Below are 19279 nucleotides of genomic sequence, written 5' to 3' on the forward strand. Positions count from 1 at the left end.
GGAGAGGGGAGCAAACAAGGGGGATGGGATGATTACGATGCCGTCGAACGCCGAGGCCGTGCTCCCTCTCCCGCTTGCGGGAGAGGGTTGGGGTGAGGGCGGGCGTATCGACGCAGTGCGGACGACAAAGCCGCGGCGGACCAAATCAGGCCGTAACCCGCAGGCTATCCACCACCTTATGCAAGAACCCTTCGCACGCCGCCAGCTGCTCCAGCGCGACGAACTCATCCGGCTTGTGCGCCTGCTGGATATCGCCGGGCCCGCACACCACCGCCGGAATGCCCGCTCGCTGGAACAGCCCGGCTTCGGTGCCATAGGCAACCTTGTTGGTCTCGCGGTCTGCCGTCAGCGCCCGCACCAGCTGCGTGATCGCGGCCTGCTCGGCAACATCCAGGGACGGCGCGGCGGCGATCTTGCTGAGCGTCAGGCCGGCATCGGCATGCTCGGCGCGCATTTTCGGCAGCAGCACGTCGTTGGCGTAGGCATGGATGCGCGCGTAGATCGCTTCCGGATCCACCCCAGGCAAATTGCGGAACTCGAACACGAACTCGCACAGCGCGGGGATGGTATTGAGCGCGATGCCGCCCTGGATGGTGCCGGTCTGCGCGGTGGTGTAGGGCACGTCGAAGGCCTGGTCGTACGGGCCGTTGGCCTTGAACTCGTCGGCGATATCGCGGATGAAGCAGATCAGCCGCGCCGCGTATTCGATGGCATTGACGCCGCGCGGCGTCAGGGACGAGTGCGCGGCCTGGCCCCGGACGCAGCAGCGGTAGGCGTTGATGCCCTTGTGCGCGACGATCACCCGCATGCTGGTCGGCTCGCCGACGATGCAGCCGCCGGGCGTCACGCCACGCTCGCGCAGTTCGGCCAGCAGATAGGGCGCGCCCATGCAGCCGATCTCTTCATCGAACGAGAGGGCATAGTGCACGGGCTCGCGCAGCCTTGCGTCGAGGATGGCCGGCAGCAGCGACAGGCTGGTGCCGATAAAGCCCTTCATGTCGCAGGTGCCCCGGCCATACAGCTTGCCGTCGCGAATCACCGGCTTGAACGGATCGGTAGTCCAGTTCTGGCCGTCCACCGGCACCACGTCGGTGTGGCCCGACAGCACGATGCCACCGTTGGTGCTGCCATTGGCCGCGGGCACCGTGACAAAGAGATTGGCCTTGTCCTGCTGCGGGTTGTAGCTCAGATGCGGCTTCAATCCCCTGGCCAGGAAGTGGTCGCGCACGGTCTCGATCAGGCCGAGGTTGGAGTGGCGGCTGGTGGTGTCGTAGGCGACCAGCCGCTGGGTCCATTCGAGCGCGCTGCCGCGCGCGGGGTGGTCATTGGCGGTCTGGCTTGGGGCGGCGGCTTGGGCTGGCATGGGGCGCTATCTCTAACCGATCAGGAGTCCGATGCTACACCCGGTCGTGTGCAGAGTCCATGCAGGCGGCGCAGGCACCGCCCGCAGCTTTAAGCCAGTTGCCGCAGCGTATGCTTGATCGTCTGCGCGCGTACCGTCACGTCCGGCATCTTGGCCTCGATGCGCAGCTTGTCCTGCCCGGCCAGCTTGATATGCCGGTTCTTCTGCACCAGGTCGATGATGCGCATGGCATCGATCGGCGGGTTGGGCACGAACTGCACGCTGATGGTGGCCTCGCCCGCATCGATCTTGCGCACGCCCAGCGGCGCCGCGGCGATGCGCAGCCGGTGCGTTTCCACCAGCGCCTGCGCCTGCGCCGGCAGCCTGCCGAAGCGGTCGATCAGTTCTTCCTGGATATCGTCGACACGCTCGGCAGTCTCGCAGTTGGCCAGGCGCTTGTACAGCGACAGGCGCTCATGCACATCGCCGCAATAGTCGTTGGGCAGCAGCGCCGGCGTGCCGAGGTTGATCTCGGTGGTCGCCGCCAGCGGCGCCATCAGGTCGGGCTCCTTGCCGGCCTTGAGCGCCTTGACCGCGTGGTTGAGCATGTCGGTATAGAGCTGGAAGCCGATCTCGTGGATCTCGCCCGACTGCTTGTCGCCGAGCACCTCGCCGGCGCCGCGGATTTCCAGGTCGTGCATGGCCAGGTAGAAGCCCGAGCCCAGTTCCTCCATCTGCTGGATCGCTTCGAGCCGGCGCTGCGCCTGTTTGGTCAGGCCGTCGACATCGTGCACCAGCAGGTAGGCATAGGCCTGGTGGTGCGAACGCCCCACGCGGCCGCGCAGCTGGTGCAGCTGCGCCAGTCCGAACTTGTCGGCGCGGTGGATCAGGATGGTGTTGGCGGTCGGCACGTCGATGCCGGTTTCGATGATCGTCGTACACAGCAGGATGTTGTCGCGGCGCGAGACAAAATCGCGCATCACGCGCTCCAGCTCGCGCTCGTGCATCTGGCCGTGCGCCACCGCGATGCGCGCCTCGGGCACCAGCTCGGCGAGCTTGGCGCGCTTGTTCTCGATGGTCTCGACCTCGTTGTGCAGGAAGTAGATCTGGCCGCCGCGCTTGAGCTCGCGCAGGATGGCCTCGCGGATCACGCCATCTTCCTCGCGCCGTACGAAGGTCTTGATCGCCAGCCGCTTCTGCGGCGCGGTGGCGATCACCGAAAAATCGCGCAGGCCTTCCAGCGCCATGCCCAGCGTGCGCGGGATAGGCGTGGCGGTCAGCGTCAGGATGTCGACCTCGGCGCGCAGCGTCTTCAGCGCTTCCTTCTGGCGCACGCCGAAGCGGTGTTCCTCGTCGATGATGACCAGCCCCAGGCGCTGGAACCTGACCTGGTCGGACAGGATCTTGTGCGTGCCGATGACGATGTCGACGCTGCCCTCGTTGATCTGCTTGATGGCCGCGTCGATCTCTTTCTTGGTCTTGAAGCGCGACAGTTCGACGATGCGCACCGGCCATTCGGCGAAGCGGTCGGACAGCGTCTGGAAATGCTGCTCGGCCAGCAGCGTGGTCGGCGCAAGCATCGCCACCTGCTTGCCGCCCAGCACCGCAACGAAGGCAGCGCGCAGCGCCACCTCGGTCTTGCCGAAGCCGACGTCGCCGCACACCAGCCGGTCCATCGGCTTGCCCGAGGTCATGTCGGCGATCACCGCGGCGATGGCGGCGGCCTGGTCCGGCGTTTCCTCGAAGCCGAAGCTTTCGGCAAAGGTCTCATAGTCCTTCGGCGACAGCGGGAAGGCGAAGCCCTCGCGCGCGGCGCGGCGCGCGTACAGGTTCAGCAGCTCAGCAGCGGTATCGCGGATCTGCTGCGCGGCGCGGCGCTTGGCCTTGTCCCACTGGCCCGAGCCCAGGTGGTGCAAAGGTGCGGTGTCCGGATCGGCGCCGGAATAGCGGGAAATCACGTGCAACTGGTGCACCGGCACATACAGCTTGCTGCTCTTGTCGTATTCGAGGTGCAGGAATTCCTCCTCGCCCTGGCCCATGTCAAGCGACACCAGGCCATGGTAGCGGCCGATGCCGTGTTCGCTGTGCACCACCGGATCGCCGATCTTCAGTTCGGCCAGGTCGCGCACCATCGAGTCGACTGCGGTCGCCTGTTCCTGCTTGCGGCGGCCGGTGCGGCGCGCGGTGCCTGCGTACAACTCGGCCTCGGTGACGAAGGCGAGTTGCCCCTGTGGCAGCCCAATGGGCAGCGCGAAGCCGCTCTGCAAGGGTGCCACCGCAATCGAGAAATGCGCTTCGCCGGCAAGAAACGCGGCAAAGTCGTCCACCGGCTGCGGGCGCAGGCCGCTCTCTGCAAATAGCTGCAGCAGCGTCTCGCGCCGGCCGGCGGAGTCCGCGCACATCAGCACACGGATCTGCTTGTCGAGCAGCAGCGATTCCAGGTTGACCAGCGGGTCGTCGGCGCGCCGGTTGACCGAGACATCGGGCAGGATCGCCGAGAACGGGGTCTGGTCCGCGCCTGGCTCGGTCTGCAGCACCAGCCGCGCCATCGGCTTGGCGCCGACGAAGAACTGCTCCTCGGACAGGAACAGGTCGGCCGGCGGCAGCAGCGGACGCTCGCGGTCGTGCCGCATGAAGTTGTAGCGCTGCGTGGTGTCGGCCCAGAAGCGGCGGATCGCTTCATCGATGTTGCCCGCGAAGGCCAGTTGCGTATCCGCCGGCAGGTAGTCGAACAGCGTCGCGCTGGCTTCGAAAAACAGCGGCAGGTAGTACTCGATGCCCGCCGACGGCACGCCATTGCCGATGTCCTTGTAGATCGGCGACTTGGTCGGGTCGCCCTCGAAGACTTCGCGCCAGCGCCCGCGGAAGGCGGTGCGCGCAGCTTCGTCGAGCGGGAACTCGCGGCCCGGCAACAGGCGCACTTCCTTGACCGGGTACAGGCTGCGCTGCGTGTCCGGATCAAAGGCACGGATAGTCTCGATCTCGTCGCCGAACAGGTCGATCCGGTACGGCAGCGCCGAGCCCATCGGGTACAGGTCGATCAGGCCGCCGCGCACGCTGTATTCGCCCGGGCGCATCACGGCGCTGACGTGCTCGTAGCCGGCCAGCGTGAACTGCGCCTTCAGCGCGGCCTCGTCCAGGCGCTCGCCCTGCTTGAAGAAGAAGGTGTAGGCGGCCAGGAAGGACGGCGGCGCGAGCCGGTACAGCGCGGTGCTGGCCGGCACCAGCATCACGTCGCATTGCCCGCCCTGGATATCGTGCAGCGTGGCCAGGCGTTCGGAGACCAGGTCCTGGTGCGGCGAGAAGCTGTCGTAGGGCAGCGTTTCCCAGTCGGGCAGCAGGCGCACGCGCAGCTCTGGCGCAAACCAGGGGATTTCCTCGGCCAGGCGCTGGGCGTCGACGGCATTGGCGCACACCACTGCCAGCATCGGCACGCGCGCGCGGTGCTGCCGCGCGTAGGCGGCAATGGCCAGTGCATCGGCCGAGCCACGCAGGCCGGCCACGGTGTGGCGCAGGCCGGGCTTGACCAGCGGAAGGTTGACGAAGGGCAGGGAGGACGTAGCGTCAGGCATGTCGGCAACGGGGCGTTCAAAACGACGACACCCCGCCGGCATTGCGGGCGGGGGTCGGACAGAATGCGGCGGGCATATGGCGGCACCCGCCCGCGCCGCCAGGCATGCATGCGCCATGGCGACGGGCAAGGGCCGTATTATAGAATGCGACCCGGTTGTCCCGCTGGCGCCACGGTGCCGGCGCTGGCCCCAGGCCCTGCAGCTTCACTTCGCCATTCCATTCACTTCCTGCCCCAGCCGTGTCAGCTCGCCGCTTTGCCCTGATTCCCTGTGCCGGTACCGGCAGCCGCGCCGGCGGCACCGTTCCCAAGCAATACCAGACCGTGGCCGGCCGGCCGATGATCTGGTACGCGCTGGCGGCGTTCTCGGCGTGCGACGCCATCAACGCCACCGCACTGGTGCTGGCGCCCGACGACATGCCGCTGGAATCGCGCTTCGGCGCGGCCACGTTCGCCGGACTGCGCTTCGACACCGCCTTCATTGGCGGCGACACGCGGCATGCATCGGTGCTGGCGGGACTGCATCACCTGGCCCAGCTCGGCGCCACCGATACCGACTGGGTGCTGGTGCATGACGCGGCGCGTCCGGGCCTGACGCCGGCGATGATCCACGCGCTGGTGCGCGCGGTCGAAAGCGACGGCGACGACGATCCGGATGCGGCCATCGGCGGCATCCTGGCGGTACCGGTGCCCGACACCCTAAAGCGCGCGCAGGACGATGCCCGCATCGGCGGCACCGTGCCGCGCGAAGGGCTGTGGCAGGCGCAGACCCCGCAGATGTTCCGGCTGGGCGTGCTGCGCCAGGCGCTGCAGGATGCCCTGGCGGCCGGCGCGGTGGTGACCGACGAAGCCAGCGCGATCGAACGGCTGGGACTGCACCCGCGGCTGGTCAACGGCTCGCTGCGAAATTTCAAGGTGACATACCCGGAAGACTTCGCCCTCGCTGAGGTGCTGCTGGGGACTGGAGCAAATGGAGCATAAGGAGCGTAACCGCAATGATGCCTTTCGATATCCGCGTGGGCCAGGGCTATGACGTCCACGCGCTGGTGCCCGGCCGCAAGCTGATCCTTGGCGGCGTGGAAATCCCGCACGATCGCGGCCTGCTGGGCCATTCCGATGCCGACGCGCTGCTGCACGCGGTGACTGACGCGCTGTTCGGCGCGGCCGCGCTGGGCGACATCGGCCGCCATTTTCCCGATACCGACGCGCAGTTTGCCGGCGCCGACAGCCGCGTGCTGCTGCGCGAGGCCGCGCGCCGCGTGCGCGAGGCCGGCTATGAGATCGGCAATGTCGATGCCACCGTGATTGCGCAGGCCCCCAGGCTGGCACCGCATATCGGCGCGATGGTGGCCAACCTGGCGGAAGACCTGGGGCTGGCGCCCGGGCGCTGCAACGTCAAGGCAAAGACCAACGAAAAGCTGGGCTTCGAAGGACGGCAGGAAGGGATCGTGGCACAGGCCGCGGTGCTGGTCTGGCGCGCGTCGGTGACGGGCGCGCAGGACTGAACGCCCTGTGGCGGGCGCGGTGTGCGCGATGGGCGAGCTTTGCTAGCTGTGCGGCGCGTCTGCCACAGGGGCGTTTTCCGGAGGGATGGCGTAGGTGTAGTCGATCAGCCGCGCCATGGCGCCCGAGCGCGCGCCGGCCTCGGTGCGCTTGGTGAATCCCATCTGCTGCACCAGCCGGTTGGCCGAGGCCATCTCCGGCATGGTTCGCACCAGCAGCGTAGGCGAGCCGATATCGCGCGCGCGCTGGATGCAGATCTGCATCAGCGTGCGCCCCAGCCCCAGACCGCGCGCCTGCGGGCTGACCGACAGCAGCCGCGCTTCCGGCTGCGTCAGCGTGATGGTGCTGCCGTCGAGCGCGGGCAGCGTTGCCCCGGGATGGCAGAACAGCACCGCACCCATGATGCCGTGATCGGTTTCTGCCACCCACCATTCCATGTCGGGATTGCTGGTCGCCAGCACCGCCTGCATGCCGCGCTGGAACGAGGCCCGGCAGTCTTCCATGATTGCCAGCTCATACTGGCCATAGGCTTGCTGCGTGACGGCAGCGATGTCGCCCCAGTCATGCACCGCGGCAAGGCGGTAGTGAAAACGGGGGGAAGTCGGCGAAGGCAGGGTCATGGCAGGCTGAAAGTGCATATGCTGCCTGGATTGTAGGCCGATCGCCGCGCCAGTGCAGCCCGGTGCGGGATCGGTTGCAGGATGGGAACAGCCGGCATTTCCCGCTGGGAAGCTGCCGGCTGCTGTGCTACAGGGGCCGCGGGACGGCCCCGTCGGAGGGCGCGGGGGCGCGCTGTGTACTTACTGGGCGGCGATCACGTTGGCCGCGGCCACGATCACCGCGGCGATGCGGCCCACGTCGCGCAATTGCTGCGCGGTCATGCCCTGCTCGTTCTTCAGCAGCTGGTAGTGCGACTTCACGCAGAAGTGGCACTTGCCCACGATCGAGGCTGCCAGCGCGTACATCTCGAAACGGCGCTTGTCCACGCCGCCATGGGTGGCGTAGGCGTTCATGCGCAGGCCGGCGGGCTGGGTCGACAGGTCGGTGTCGTCCGCCATCTCGACGTACGGGTACCAGGTGTTGTTCATGCCCATCAGCGCAGCGGCGGTCAGCGCGCCGTTGGTTTCCTCGGGCGACAGCACGCCGGCATTGCGGATGGCATCCACCAGCACTTTGCTCTGCGCCGCGAATGCCGCCGCCAGCGCCACGCCGACCGCATCGTTGTCTTCCAGCGAGGAGCGGGCGATGGTGCCGTCCACGTTCAGGCGGATGTCCTTGGCGAAATCTGGGATCAGGTTTTTAATCGTGCTGAGGAATTCCATTTATTTCTCCTATCGATCGGGGCCCAAAAAACCCGCGCGAGCGGGTTTCGGAGCGGAGGGCAGGGCCCTCCGCGGATCGCCACGGTGTCTGGCGAAAAACTGCAAATTACAGCGTTGCGCCACCAACGGCACGGTTGCACGGGCACAGCTCGTCCGTCTGCAGGCCGTCCAGGATACGCAGGACTTCGTCCGGATTGCGGCCGACGTTCAGGTTGTTCACCGAAACGTGCTGGATCACGTTGTCCGGGTCGACGATGAAGGTCGCGCGCAGGGCCACGCCGGCCGCCTGGTCACGCACGCCCAGCTGGTCGATCAGCGAGCCGGTCACGTCGGCGAATTGCCACTGGTTGAGCTTGTTCAGGTCCTTGTGTTCGCGGCGCCATGCCAGCTTGACGAACTCGTTGTCGGTCGAGCCGCCCAGCACGATCGCGTCGCGGTCAGCGAAGTCGCCGTTCAGCTTGGCGAAGGCAACGATTTCGGTCGGGCACACGAAGGTGAAGTCCTTCGGGTAGAAGTAGATAACCTTCCACTTGCCTTCGAACGACTTTTCGGTGATGTCTTCGAAAGCCGACTGGCCGTTCTCTTCGTGATTGTTGAAACCCGGCTTGACACCGACGACGTGGAAGGCTTCGAGCTTTTCACCAACGGTCTTCATAAGACTATCTCCAGATACGGTTGCAATGAGTACAGTGCCGCCGCTGCGGCCCGGCGTGGATCCTGCCAGGCAGCTTTGCTGCGGTGCACCGCGACAAAACGTGATTATGCGTGAACATCCTGCATGGGGCTAATTGATATTCTCAAAGAGCCCGATAGGCACGGCATGTGGCGGTTCAGTGCCGCCGGCATCGCCCGGCAGGCGATGCGGAGCGGCAAGTATGCCATGCAAGGCAGGCACGCAAATGGCAAGTTGGTGACGATCCGCCGGGATTCAAGCTGGCTGCAGCACGGCGTCGCTGCGGCGCGCGGAGGTTCCCCTGTCAACGCGCCGGCATGGCTGCCGGGCGGCGTCGTTCATGCACGGCGGAAGCAGGCGCTGACCACCAGGCCCGAATCCGGCGCGGCGCGGTTGGTCAGCAGCAGCCGCCCGCCGTTGCGCTGCATGATGCGGTTCACGATGGACATGCCCAGGCCCGCGCCCTTGGCCTCGCTGCGCGCGCTGTCGAGCCGGTAGAACGGCCGCGTCAGCAGCGACAGCTGGCCTTCGGGCACGCCATTGCCGCGGTCGGCCACGGTCAGCACCGCTTCCTTGTCGTCGACGCGGGTGGAGATCTCGACCACCGCCATGCCGCTCTGCTCGTCCTTGGCATAGCGGCGCGCGTTCTCGACCAGATTGTCGAGAATGCGCTGGACTTCCATGCGGTTGGCCACGGCCATCACCGGCTCGTTGGCGCGCACATGCACGCGCACGTCGTCGTGCGCGGCATAGACGCCCACGGCATCGTGCACCAGCGCCGACAGGTCGACCGGTTCGACGGTTTCCAGCGGTGGCCGCGCGTAGTTGAGGAACTGGCCGATGATCGCGTCCATCTGCTCGATGTCGGCGATCATGGCGTCGCGCGTGGGCGTGTCCATCGGCGACATCTCGGTCTCCAGCCGCAGCCGCGTCAGCGGCGTGCGCAGGTCGTGCGAGATGCCGGCCAGCATCACCACGCGGTCGTCGTCGAGCTGGCGCAGGTCTTGCACCATCTGGTTGAAGCTGTGGTTGGCCAGCGCCACTTCGCTGGCGCCGCGCTCGGGCAGCGCCGGCGGGTCGCCGCCGGCACCGATCGCGCGCGCGGCATTGGCCAGGCGCTTGAGCGGATAGTTGACGCGCGCGGTGATAAAAGCCGCGCCGATGATCGACAGCAGCAGCGCGGCAATACTCCACCACAGCCATTGGATGCCGGGCACGCGCTCGAAGCGCTCGGGGCTGATCGCTACCCAGTAGTCGTCGCCCTCGATCTCGAAGCTGACCCACACGCCGGGAATGTCGTTGACGGTGGTGGCCAGCACGGTGTCCTCGCCCAGGCGGCTGCGGATTTCCTGCTGGACCAGCGAGGTCAGGAAGGGATTGGCGGTGGGCGCGGCGAAATCGTCGTCCTTTTCGCGCGGATAGACCTTGATGCCTTCGTTCTGCACCAGGTCGAGCAGCAGGAAGCGCCGCCGCGCGGGGTCGGAGTAGAGCAGCGCGGCGCGCGTGAGCTTGACCACGCTGACCACCTGCATGGCGATCTGCTGCGCGCGCGGGGCGCGTTCGAACAGCCGGTAGCTCTGGAACCAGATGCCCAGCGAGATCGCCAGCAGCAGGGCGATAAGCATGAAGGTTCGCCAGAACAGCGAACCAAAGAACCGCGTCGCGGTTCTGCCGATAACGGTCGCCACGATAGGAACAGCGGCCGTTATCGGTTATTTCACGCCATCGGGAATGAAGACGTAGCCCAGGCCCCAGACCGTCTGGATAAAACGCGGGTTGCTCGGGTCCGGCTCGATCAGCTTGCGCAGGCGCGAGATCTGCACGTCCAGGCTGCGATCGAACACTTCATATTCGCGGCCGCGCGCCATTTCCATCAGCTTCTCGCGCGACAGCGGCTGGCGCGGATGGCGGGCGAATACCTTGAGGACCGAGAACTCGCCGGTGGTCAGCGTGATTTCCTCGTCGTTCTTGGTCAGCGTGCGCGTGGCCAGGTTGAGCACGAAGTCGCCGAAGGCGAAGGTCTCGGGGGTTTCCGACGGGGCGCCAGGCACTTCGGCCGGGCCCTTGCGGCGCAGCACCGCGTGGATGCGCGCGATCAGCTCGCGCGGATTGAACGGCTTGGGCAGGTAATCGTCGGCGCCCATTTCCAGGCCGACGATGCGGTCCACGTCCTCGCCCTTGGCGGTGAGCATGATGATCGGGGTCTGGTCGTTGGCACCGCGCAGCCGGCGGCAGATCGACAGGCCGTCTTCGCCCGGCATCATCAGGTCCAGCACCAGCAGGTCGAAACGCTCGCGCAGCCAGAGCTTGTTCATCGCGGTGGCGTTTTCCGCCACCAGCACGGTGAAACCCTGTTCGCCCAGATATCGGCGCAGCAGATCGCGCAGACGCGGGTCATCGTCGACGACAAGAATCTTGTGGCTGGTATTTTCCATGGCGGTATCTTAGCGACTATCGCTTTCGCTCAAAATGGCTTAACAAAACGTTACATACTTTACCCCGTGGTATGGCAGCGTGCATCAATCGTGCGATTACACTGCGCCATCCCGTCTTTTTGCGCCCCTTGCGCGCCGATTTTCCGCGCATTTTCACCGCAGCATCCACGGCATCGTCAGCCCAGGCTCGCGGGCCCTGGCTCGATGCTTGCAGAGGACAGCGGCGCCAGACGGGGGATCGGACGGGGTAACAAATTTCCCGGCTTCAGACGGTTTCCAAGGACCGCGTTTTCCGAAGCCAAGACCGCCATTATCAATGAAAGTGAACCGAACCCGGCACGGGCCTCCCCAGCATGGTATCGCCGGCGCATGCATTGCGCTTGCGGCTGCCGCATGGCTGCTTGGTCCGGCCGGGCCGGCGCGGGCCCAGTCGGCCGGCATGGCCAACCTGCTCAAGCGCCACCCGTCGACGCAGGCGAGCGATCCGGGTAACGGCCAGCGCGAGGCGCGTGCCCGTGCCGAGCGCCATCGCGCCGAGCAGCGCGAGACCGATCGCCGCCGCGCGGACGAACGCGATCGCGGCGGTTCGCGGCTGTCGCCGGACGAGCGGCGCCGCTTGCGCAAGAGCCTCTACGATTTCGGGCGGGAGATGTACGACGGCAGCTGAGCGCTGCCGTCCGCTGTCAGCCGCGCGGCTGGAAATGGCGCAGGAAGTCGACGAAGACTTCGGCCGCCAGCTGCGCATCCTCGGCGGTAATGGTTTCCAGCGGGTTATGGCTGATGCCGCCATTGCCGCAGCGCACGAACAGCATCGCCACGTCGGTGATGCGGTGCATCATCATGGCGTCGTGGCCGGCGCCGGAAGGCAGCTCGAACGCCTCCATCCCCCGCTTCTTCAATACCGCGCCGAACTGGTCCATCAGCCAGCGGGCGCAAGGCGCGTTGTTGACCGGCGGCACGCGCTCGACCTGCGCCGACAGCCCGCGCCGTGCGGCGATCCGCTGGATGCCGGCAACGATGTCGGCGATGGCCGCCTCGCGGATGTCGTCGGCGCCGGCGCGGATGTCCATCGAGAAGGTGCAGGCCGCCGGGATCACGTTGCTCGACCCGTCCGGGACCTGCAGCTGGCCGACGGTGCCGACCAGCGTGGGCGCGGCGGCGCAGCGCTGTTCCACCAGCAGGATCATTTCGGCCGCGCCCGCGGCGGCGTCCTTGCGCATGCCCATCGGCGTCGTTCCGGCGTGGCTGGCCTGGCCTTCCACCCGCACCTGGAAGCGGCTGCTTCCGGCAATCTGCGTGACCACGCCAAGCGGCAGGTCGTGGTGCAGCAGCACGGGACCCTGTTCGATATGCACTTCGACAAATCCCAGCAGCGTCGCCGGGTCCAGTGCCGCCGCGCGCAGCGCGTCCAGGTCGCCCGCGCCGGGCAGGCCGGAGGCGGCAAGGGCCTCGGCCAGCGTGACGCCGTCCGCGTCGGTGCGGGCGAGCAGCGCGGGATCGAAGCGGCCCGCCAGCACGCTGCTGGCCAGGAAGCTGGTCTTGAAGCGCAGCCCTTCCTCCTCGGCGAACCCCACCACCTCGAAGTGGTACGGCAGCCGGATCCCGGCCCGGTTCAGCGCATCCACCACGGCGATCGGCAGCAGGATGCCGAGACGCCCGTCGTAGCGGCCGCCATTGCGCACCGTATCGAAGTGGGAGCCGGTCATCAGCACGCGCGCATCGGTGACGGCGGGGTCGGCGGCATAGCGGCCGATGACGTTGCCGATGGCGTCGGTGCGCACCTGCATGCCCGCGGCTTCCATCCATTGGGCCAGCCGGTCCTGCGCGGCGCGGTGCGCCGGCGTCAGGTAGGCGCAGGTCAGGCCGCCTTCCATGTCCGAGAAGCGGGCGAGCTGGGCGGCGTGGTCGAGGATGGCCTGGCCGAGGGAAGCAGTGGTCTGGGTCATGGCGGGTGTCGTGGCTCGTTGGGTGCTTGCTATGTGTCAGCTATTGCGGATCCAGGTCTTCCAGGCGATCCACAGCTTGCGCAGCGGCGTCAGGCCGATGCGCTGGCTGAGGACCTGGAACTGGCTGGCTTCCAGCTCATCGAGCAGCGCATGGTAGATCGCCCCCATCAGCAGGCCGGCGCGCTGGGCGCGGCGGTCCTGGCGGGGCAGGGCCGCCAGCGCCTCGCGGTACAGCCTGCGGGCGCGTTCGGCATGGTATTGCATCAGTGCGACAAAGCGCTCGGAATGCTGGCCCTTGAGGATTTCGGAAGCCGGCACCTGGAACTGCTGCAGCGTACTGACGGGCAGGTAGATGCGGCCGCGCCGCGCATCCTCGCCTACGTCGCGCAGGATATTGACCAGTTGCAGCGACAGCCCGAGTTTCTCGGCAAATTCCAGCGTCTTCGGGTCGGTATAGCCGAACAGGCGCGCGCTGAGCGTGCCGACCACGCCGGCGACGCAATGGCAGTAGCGGTTCAGTCCGGCTTCATCCAGGTAGCGCGTCTGCGTCAGGTCCATCTCCATGCCGTCGAGCACTTCGGCCATTTCGCCCTGCGGCAGGCCGGCGCCGGCAACATGCGGCTGCAGCGCCTGGGTGGTCGGGTGCGTGGGCGCGCCGTCGAACAGCCGCCGCAGTTCCGCGCGCCACCAGCCCAGTTGCTGGTGCGCCAGGCCAGTATCATGCGTATCGTCGACCACGTCGTCGACTTCGCGGCACCAGGCATACAGCGCGGTGATGGCGCGCCGGCGTTCGGCAGGCAGGAACAGGAAGCTGTAATAGAAGCTGGAGCCGCTCTGGGCGACTTTCTCTTGGCAATACTGATCGGGCGTCACGCCGGTCTCGGTCTGAAGATGGTGGGGGAGCGCGGGGCGCCGATTGTAGCATCGCAGACCCGGACAGCCGGGCGCCGCCGGATTGCCGGGCGGCAGGCATCTGACCGCGGCTCATCCGCCAGGAACGGCACCTGAGGAGGCATTCCAGACGTTTGGTCGCCTGTCGTTTGACGCACCCCCGTGGGGATCGCTATATTACTGACCGGCCAGTTATTTATTACCCCGCACTGGCCTCCGCGGCCAACGGCCTGCCTTGCCAGCTGTTCCATCCGACTCCTAGCTTACCGATGCCAGTGCTTTGCCCAGTGCCGGAAGTTGCGGCCGCAGCGACTCTTTTTGACACAAAATCGTTACGCCGCGCGCGTTCTGGGCGTTTGGGGCGCTGCGCGGCTGCCGCGCTGGTGACCCTCGCCGCCGTTGCGGTCGCGGGCTGCGGCAAAAAGGTCGAGCCGGCTCCGGAAATCCGTCCGGTGCGCCTGATGCAGCTCAGCCAGCACAGCGGCAAGACCGCCTTCGAGTTTTCCGGCGACGTGCGTCCGCGCGTCGAATCGAGGCTGGGGTTCCGCGTGGGTGGCAAGATCGCCGCCCGCCTGGTGGACGTCGGTGCCGTCGTCACCAAAGGCCAGCCGCTGGCCCGGCTCGATCCGACCGACCTTTCGCTGGCCGAAGCAGGCTCGCGCGCCCAGTTCGAGGCGGCGAAGACCGACCGCGACCTCGCCGCGTCCGACCTGAAGCGCTACAACGACCTGTTCGCCAAGGGCTTTATCAGCGCCGCCGAACAGCACCGTCGCCAGGCCAGTTTCGAGGCCGCCGACTCGCGCCTGCGCCAGGCCCAGGCCGGCCTGCGCAGCCAGGCCAACCAGACCGCCTACGCCGTGCTCCATGCCGATGCCGACGGTGTGGTCACGGCCATCGACGCCGAGGTGGGCCAGGTCGTCACGCCGGGCCAGCCGGTGGTGCGCGTGGCCCAGACCGCGGAAAAGGAGGTGGCGATCGGCCTGCCGGAAGACCAGGTCGACCTGCTGCGCGGCATTACCGATGTCAGCATCCACACCTGGGCCGAGCCGAAGCGTGCGCTGCCCGGCCGTGTGCGGGAGATTGCCGCTGCTGCCGACCCGGTCACGCGCACCTATGCCACCCGCGTCACCATTCCCAATCCGCCCGCCGACCTCAAGCTCGGCATGACCGCCGTGGTGACGTTCGTGCGGACCGGGGCTACCCCCGCGATCGGCGTGCCGCTGACCGCGCTGCTGCAGGAAGCGGGGCGCAACCAGGTGTGGATCTATGACGCCGCCGCCGGCACGGTCAAGCCGGTCACGGTGACGCTGGGCGACGCCGTTGGCAACGAGGTGGAAGTGCGCCAGGGGCTGGCGCCGGGCCAGAGCATCGTCACCGCGGGCGTACACCTGCTGCGCCCGGGGCAGAAGGTGCGGCCGCTGCAGACCGTGGCGCCTGCTTCCGCGCCAAGCGCGGCACCTGCCGCAGCCCCTGCCACAGCGCCTGGGCAGGGCTGAGGTCGGCATGGATCATTCCCGCTTCAACCTGTCGCGCTGGGCGCTCGAGCACCAGCCGCTGACCCGCTACCTGCTGGTGGTGCTGCTGCTGGGCGGCCTGCTGGCGTTTTTCCAGCTGGGCCAGGACGAGGATCCGCCCTTTACCTTCCGCGTGATGGTGGTGCAGGCGTTCTGGCCGGGCGCCACCGCCGAGCAGATCGCGGTGCAGGTGACCGACAAGATCGAACGCCAGCTGCAGGAAGTGCCCTACGCCGACAAGATCCGCAGCTTCTCCAAGCCCGGCGAGACCACGGTGATCTTCCAGCTCAAGGACACCTCGCCCGCGAAGGAAACCGGGCAGATCTGGTACACCGTGCGCAAGAAGATCGGCGATATCCAGCACACGCTGCCCGCGGGTGTGCGCGGGCCGTTCTTCAACGATGAGTTCGGCGACGTCTACGGCACCATCTATGCGCTTTCCGCCGACGGTTTCAGCTACAAGGAGCTGCGCGAGTATGCCGACCTGGTGCGGCAGGAGCTGCTGCGCGTGCCGTCGGTGGCCAAGGTTTCGCTGATCGGGCTGCAGGACGAGAAGGTCTATATCGAGTTCAACCAGGCGCGCTTCGCCCAGCTCGGGCTGGACATCAATGCCATCGCCGACCAGATCTCGCAGCAGAACAACCTGACCGGCAGCGGCGTGCTGGTCACGCCGAGCGACAACCTGCAGGTGCGCCTGTCCGGCCAGTTCGCCAGCGTCGGAGACCTGGAGAACCTGGTGCTGCGTGGGCCCAACGGCATCGCCAATATCCGTCTCGGCGACATCGCGCAGGTGTACCGCGGCTATGTCGACCCGACCCAGACGCGGATGCGCTTCAACGGCAAGGATGTGATCGGGCTGGGCATTTCGATGCAGAAGGGCGGCGACATCATCCAGCTCGGCAAGGACCTGCGCGCGGCCTTCGAGAAGCTGCGCGGCCAGTTGCCGGTCGGCATCGAGATGGACCAGGTGCAGGACCAGCCCAAGGCGGTCAAGCAATCGGTGGGCGAGTTCGTGCGCGTGCTGATCGAAGCCGTGGTGATCGTGCTGGCGGTCAGCTTCGTCGCGCTGGGCTTGCATACGCGGCCGCTGCGGCTTGACGCGCGGCCCGGGCTGGTGGTGGCACTGACGATTCCGCTGGTGCTGGCGGTGACCTTCCTGTTCATGCACGTCTTCGGCATCGGCCTGCACAAGATCTCGCTGGGCGCGCTGATCGTGGCGCTGGGCCTGCTGGTCGATGACGCCATCATCGCGGTCGAGATGATGGTGCGCAAGCTGGAAGAGGGCTTCTCCAAGATGGAGGCGGCCACCTTTGCCTACACCTCGACGGCGATGCCGATGCTGACCGGCACGCTGATCACGGCGGCGGGCTTCCTGCCGGTGGGGCTGGCGCGCTCGACCGTGGGCGAGTACACCTTCGCCATCTTTGCCGTGACCGCGCTGGCGCTGGTGCTGTCGTGGCTGGCGGCGGTGTATTTCACGCCTTACCTCGGCTACCTGCTGCTCAAGACGCGCGGCGCGGGCGCGGGCGAGCATCATGAGGTGTTCGATACGCCGTTCTACGCGCGCTTCCGCCGGCTGGTGGACTGGTGCGTGACGTGGCGCAAGACCGTGATCGCCATCACGCTGGTGACGTTCGTGCTGGGCATCTACGCGTTCAAGTTCGTCGAGAAGCAGTTCTTTCCCGACTCCAGCCGGCCCGAGCTGATGGTGGAGCTGTGGATGCCGGAAGGCACCAGCTTTGTGCAGATGGAAGCCGAAGCCAGGCGCTTCGAGCGGCTGGTGGGCAAGGACAAGCAGGTGGAAAGCCTGACCACCTTCGTCGGCACCGGCGCGCCGCGCTTCTACCTGCCGCTGGACCAGATCTTTTCGCAGAGCAACGTGGCGCAGGTAATCGTGATGCCGGTCAGCACCGAGGTGCGCGATGCGCTGCGCCGTCGCATCATCAAGCTGCTCGACACCGAATTCCCGTACCTGCGCGGCCGCGTCAAGCTGCTGCCGAACGGGCCGCCGGTAGCGTATCCGGTGCAGTTCCGCGTGATCGGCCCGGAGGCGGGCGCTGTGCGCCAGGTGGCCGACCAGGTCAAGGCCTTGATGCGCGCGAACCCGAACACGGTCGGCGTCAATGACAACTGGAACGAGAACGTCAAGATGCTGCGCCTGGAGATCGACCAGGACAAGGCGCGCGCGCTGGGCGTCACCACCAGCGCGATCGCGCGCGTGACGCAGACCGTGCTGACCGGCGTGCAGGTAGGCCAGTACCGCGACGGCGACAAGCTGATCGAGATCCTGATGCGAACGCCGCGCAACGAGCGCGATGCCATTTCTGACCTGAACAACGTGCTGGTGCCGACCAATACCGGCCGCACCGTGCCGCTGACCCAGGTAGCCCGCGTGGCGCTGAAGTCCGAGCCCGGCGTGGTCTGGCGCGAGAACCGCGACTTCGGCGTGACCGTGCAGGCGGACGTGGTCGATGGCATCCAGGGCCCGACCGTGACCGCGCAGATCAACCCGCAGCTGGACCGGCTGCGGGCGCACCTGCCGGCGGGCTACCGCATCACCGTGGCCGGCGCGGAAGAAGAAAGCGGCAAGGCCGGCGCGTCGATCGCCGCGCAGCTGCCGCTGTGCATCTTCCTGATCTTCACGCTGCTGATGCTGCAGCTGCACAGCTTTTCGCGCGCGCTGATGGTGTTCCTGACCGGCCCGTTGGGCCTGATCGGCGCCGCCGCGACGCTGTTGCTGCTGCGCGCGCCGATGGGGTTCGTGGCGCAGCTGGGGATCACAGCGCTGCTGGGCATGATCATCCGCAACTCGGTGATCCTGGTCGACCAGATCGAGCAGGACATCAGCGCGGGCGTGCCGCCCTGGACCGCCATCGTCGAAGCCGCGGTGCGCCGCTTCCGCCCGATCATCCTGACCGCGGCGGCGGCGGTGCTGGCGATGATCCCGCTGTCGCGCTCGATGTTCTGGGGGCCGATGGCGGTGGCAATCATGGGCGGGCTGATCATCGCCACCGTGCTGACGCTGCTGTTCCTGCCGGCGCTGTACGCGGCGTGGTTCCGCATCAGGCGGCCCGAGGCAGGGGTGGGGGCGCTGGCAGGTTGAGGGCCGCGGCGCCGCGGCCTGAGGCCCGCGTTGCGGCGATCTTGCCTGAGCAACCGGGCTTTGGTCGCTGCCGGCCGATCCCGGCAGCGAAAATGCCGCGCGGCGAGCGCGCGGCAATCGCAGGCGCTGGCCGCCAGGCCGGCGCGCCTGGTCTTAGTTGCAGATCGTGCCGGGAACCGGCTTGCCTGAATTGGTCAGGCCCTGGCAAGCGTCGCCGTTGACCAGGCTGGTGTCGGAGGCCGAAGCCGGCGACAGCTTGAGCTTGCCCGCCACCGTGCAGCAGCCGCGCGGCGGTGGCGGCATCGGCGTGCGCTTGAGGGTCGGCGCCGGGGCTGGCCCGCCGGCTTCGGCCGTTTCTTCGGCATCAGGGAATACGCACTGCCCTTGCTGGCAGATCCGCTCCCCTTTGCACTGCATGTCGTACTGGCATCCGGCAGCCTGGGCGAGGGATGACCAGCCAGCGGCCATCGACGCGGCCAACAGTAAGGCGGAAACTTTCATATGCCCTCCGATAGGGCTGAGGTGAAGACTGAAGTGGCTGGCGAAGTGCGCAACACCGCTCCAACATCTTCAGCATAGATGGCAGCGAGGAGCTGCGAAAGCCGTTGGCACTCAGGTGTTCTACCACCTCCCGCGAGGTGCGGCGGCGCCAGCGATCAGTGCGCGATGGAACTGGGGATCGCCAACGCGCATTCCGGCACCGGGGCGCCAGTATTTTCCTCGCATCGGCCATGGTTCAGCGGCTTGCGGGCAGCAAGACCGCGTGGCCTCGCTGGTGACGATAAGCGCGACGACCCATGTCGCCGAGGAAAAGTTCCTCCTCATTGCAGACCCGGCGGCATTCCGCGACGCGGGCCACGATCGCCGACACGTCAGTCAGCGTCACCGGCGTACGGGCAACGCGCTCGGATTGTTCCAACCTTCGCGTCGGGCAGCGTACTAAGGCCGGCGCGGCCGGAACCGCTGCAATAAATCGGGA

Annotated in this window: 15 protein-coding genes; 5 read left to right on the forward strand and 10 right to left on the reverse strand. The window is 67.2% G+C overall.

The window, feature by feature from the left end; genetic code table 11:
* Nucleotides 1-145: 145 nt before the first annotated feature.
* Together argE and mfd are read right to left on the reverse strand one after the other, a co-directional pair.
* Entirely contained in the window at nucleotides 146-1363 is a 1218-nt protein-coding gene (gene argE, locus VSR71_RS08165; RefSeq protein ID WP_342913380.1) for an acetylornithine deacetylase, read from the reverse strand.
* Between the two features lie 89 nt (nucleotides 1364-1452).
* Nucleotides 1453-4914 (reverse strand): transcription-repair coupling factor, encoded by a 3462-nt coding sequence (mfd, locus tag VSR71_RS08170; RefSeq protein WP_342913381.1) that lies wholly within the window; start codon nucleotides 4912-4914, stop codon nucleotides 1453-1455.
* A 239-nt stretch (nucleotides 4915-5153) separates the two neighbouring features.
* Here mfd and ispD point away from each other — a divergent pair, with 239 nt between their 5' ends.
* Nucleotides 5154-5894, forward strand: a complete 741-nt coding sequence (gene ispD, locus VSR71_RS08175) for a 2-C-methyl-D-erythritol 4-phosphate cytidylyltransferase (protein WP_342913382.1) — start codon at nucleotides 5154-5156, stop codon at nucleotides 5892-5894.
* Between the two features lie 14 nt (nucleotides 5895-5908).
* Nucleotides 5909-6418: a 2-C-methyl-D-erythritol 2,4-cyclodiphosphate synthase gene (gene ispF / locus VSR71_RS08180; protein WP_342913383.1), complete on the forward strand. Its 510-nt coding sequence runs from the start codon at nucleotides 5909-5911 to the stop codon at nucleotides 6416-6418.
* Between the two features lie 42 nt (nucleotides 6419-6460).
* Here ispF and VSR71_RS08185 read toward each other — a convergent pair whose 3' ends face one another.
* The 5 genes from VSR71_RS08185 to ompR all read right to left on the reverse strand — a co-directional run bounded on the left by VSR71_RS08185 (nucleotide 6461) and on the right by ompR (nucleotide 10846).
* Nucleotides 6461-7036, reverse strand: coding sequence for a GNAT family N-acetyltransferase (locus VSR71_RS08185; protein WP_342913384.1), 576 nt, complete (start codon nucleotides 7034-7036; stop codon nucleotides 6461-6463).
* Between the two features lie 180 nt (nucleotides 7037-7216).
* Nucleotides 7217-7738, reverse strand: coding sequence for a carboxymuconolactone decarboxylase family protein (locus VSR71_RS08190; RefSeq protein WP_342913385.1), 522 nt, complete (start codon nucleotides 7736-7738; stop codon nucleotides 7217-7219).
* Between the two features lie 106 nt (nucleotides 7739-7844).
* On the reverse strand, nucleotides 7845-8393 hold the full coding sequence (locus VSR71_RS08195) for a peroxiredoxin (protein ID WP_133096856.1): 549 nt from the start codon (nucleotides 8391-8393) through the stop codon (nucleotides 7845-7847).
* Nucleotides 8394-8749: 356 nt separating this feature from the next.
* Nucleotides 8750-10099, reverse strand: a complete 1350-nt coding sequence (locus VSR71_RS08200; RefSeq protein WP_342913386.1) for an ATP-binding protein — start codon at nucleotides 10097-10099, stop codon at nucleotides 8750-8752.
* A 24-nt stretch (nucleotides 10100-10123) separates the two neighbouring features.
* Entirely contained in the window at nucleotides 10124-10846 is a 723-nt protein-coding gene (gene ompR, locus VSR71_RS08205; protein ID WP_010810107.1) for a two-component system response regulator OmpR, read from the reverse strand.
* A gap of 439 nt (nucleotides 10847-11285) precedes the next feature.
* Here ompR and VSR71_RS08210 point away from each other — a divergent pair, with 439 nt between their 5' ends.
* Nucleotides 11286-11513 (forward strand): hypothetical protein, encoded by a 228-nt coding sequence (locus VSR71_RS08210; RefSeq protein ID WP_342913387.1) that lies wholly within the window; start codon nucleotides 11286-11288, stop codon nucleotides 11511-11513.
* Between the two features lie 16 nt (nucleotides 11514-11529).
* Here VSR71_RS08210 and VSR71_RS08215 read toward each other — a convergent pair whose 3' ends face one another.
* Nucleotides 11530-12792, reverse strand: a complete 1263-nt coding sequence (locus tag VSR71_RS08215; protein WP_342913388.1) for a Zn-dependent hydrolase — start codon at nucleotides 12790-12792, stop codon at nucleotides 11530-11532.
* Nucleotides 12793-12828: 36 nt separating this feature from the next.
* Nucleotides 12829-13665, reverse strand: coding sequence for a presqualene diphosphate synthase HpnD (gene hpnD, locus VSR71_RS08220; protein WP_342913389.1), 837 nt, complete (start codon nucleotides 13663-13665; stop codon nucleotides 12829-12831).
* 287 nt (nucleotides 13666-13952) lie between these two features.
* On the opposite strand from hpnD, the gene VSR71_RS08225 reads away from it, so the two are divergent.
* Complete coding sequence (locus VSR71_RS08225) at nucleotides 13953-15179, forward strand: efflux RND transporter periplasmic adaptor subunit (protein WP_342913390.1); 1227 nt, start codon at nucleotides 13953-13955, stop codon at nucleotides 15177-15179.
* A gap of 7 nt (nucleotides 15180-15186) precedes the next feature.
* Nucleotides 15187-18300 carry an efflux RND transporter permease subunit gene (locus tag VSR71_RS08230; protein WP_342913391.1) on the forward strand — a complete coding sequence of 1038 codons (3114 nt, stop codon included), beginning with the start codon at nucleotides 15187-15189 and terminating at the stop codon, nucleotides 18298-18300.
* A gap of 153 nt (nucleotides 18301-18453) precedes the next feature.
* Here VSR71_RS08230 and VSR71_RS08235 read toward each other — a convergent pair whose 3' ends face one another.
* Complete coding sequence (locus VSR71_RS08235; RefSeq protein ID WP_342913392.1) at nucleotides 18454-18801, reverse strand: hypothetical protein; 348 nt, start codon at nucleotides 18799-18801, stop codon at nucleotides 18454-18456.
* Between the last annotated feature and the right edge of the window lie 478 nt (nucleotides 18802-19279).

Source organism: Cupriavidus oxalaticus, from assembly GCF_038900635.1.
Taxonomy (GTDB): Bacteria; Pseudomonadota; Gammaproteobacteria; order Burkholderiales; family Burkholderiaceae; genus Cupriavidus; species Cupriavidus oxalaticus_B.

Coding starts and splice junctions, on each gene's coding strand:
- ompR (WP_010810107.1), bottom strand. CDS start 10,846: ATGGAAAATACCAGCCACAAGATTCTTGTCGTCGACGATGACCCGCGT.
- mfd (WP_342913381.1), bottom strand. CDS start 4,914: ATGCCTGACGCTACGTCCTCCCTGCCCTTCGTCAACCTTCCGCTGGTC.
- ispF (WP_342913383.1), top strand. CDS start 5,909: ATGATGCCTTTCGATATCCGCGTGGGCCAGGGCTATGACGTCCACGCG.
- VSR71_RS08215 (WP_342913388.1), bottom strand. CDS start 12,792: ATGACCCAGACCACTGCTTCCCTCGGCCAGGCCATCCTCGACCACGCC.
- VSR71_RS08185 (WP_342913384.1), bottom strand. CDS start 7,036: ATGACCCTGCCTTCGCCGACTTCCCCCCGTTTTCACTACCGCCTTGCC.
- VSR71_RS08230 (WP_342913391.1), top strand. CDS start 15,187: ATGGATCATTCCCGCTTCAACCTGTCGCGCTGGGCGCTCGAGCACCAG.
- VSR71_RS08210 (WP_342913387.1), top strand. CDS start 11,286: ATGGCCAACCTGCTCAAGCGCCACCCGTCGACGCAGGCGAGCGATCCG.
- VSR71_RS08225 (WP_342913390.1), top strand. CDS start 13,953: ATGCCAGTGCTTTGCCCAGTGCCGGAAGTTGCGGCCGCAGCGACTCTT.
- argE (WP_342913380.1), bottom strand. CDS start 1,363: ATGCCAGCCCAAGCCGCCGCCCCAAGCCAGACCGCCAATGACCACCCC.
- VSR71_RS08235 (WP_342913392.1), bottom strand. CDS start 18,801: ATGAAAGTTTCCGCCTTACTGTTGGCCGCGTCGATGGCCGCTGGCTGG.
- VSR71_RS08190 (WP_342913385.1), bottom strand. CDS start 7,738: ATGGAATTCCTCAGCACGATTAAAAACCTGATCCCAGATTTCGCCAAG.
- VSR71_RS08195 (WP_133096856.1), bottom strand. CDS start 8,393: ATGAAGACCGTTGGTGAAAAGCTCGAAGCCTTCCACGTCGTCGGTGTC.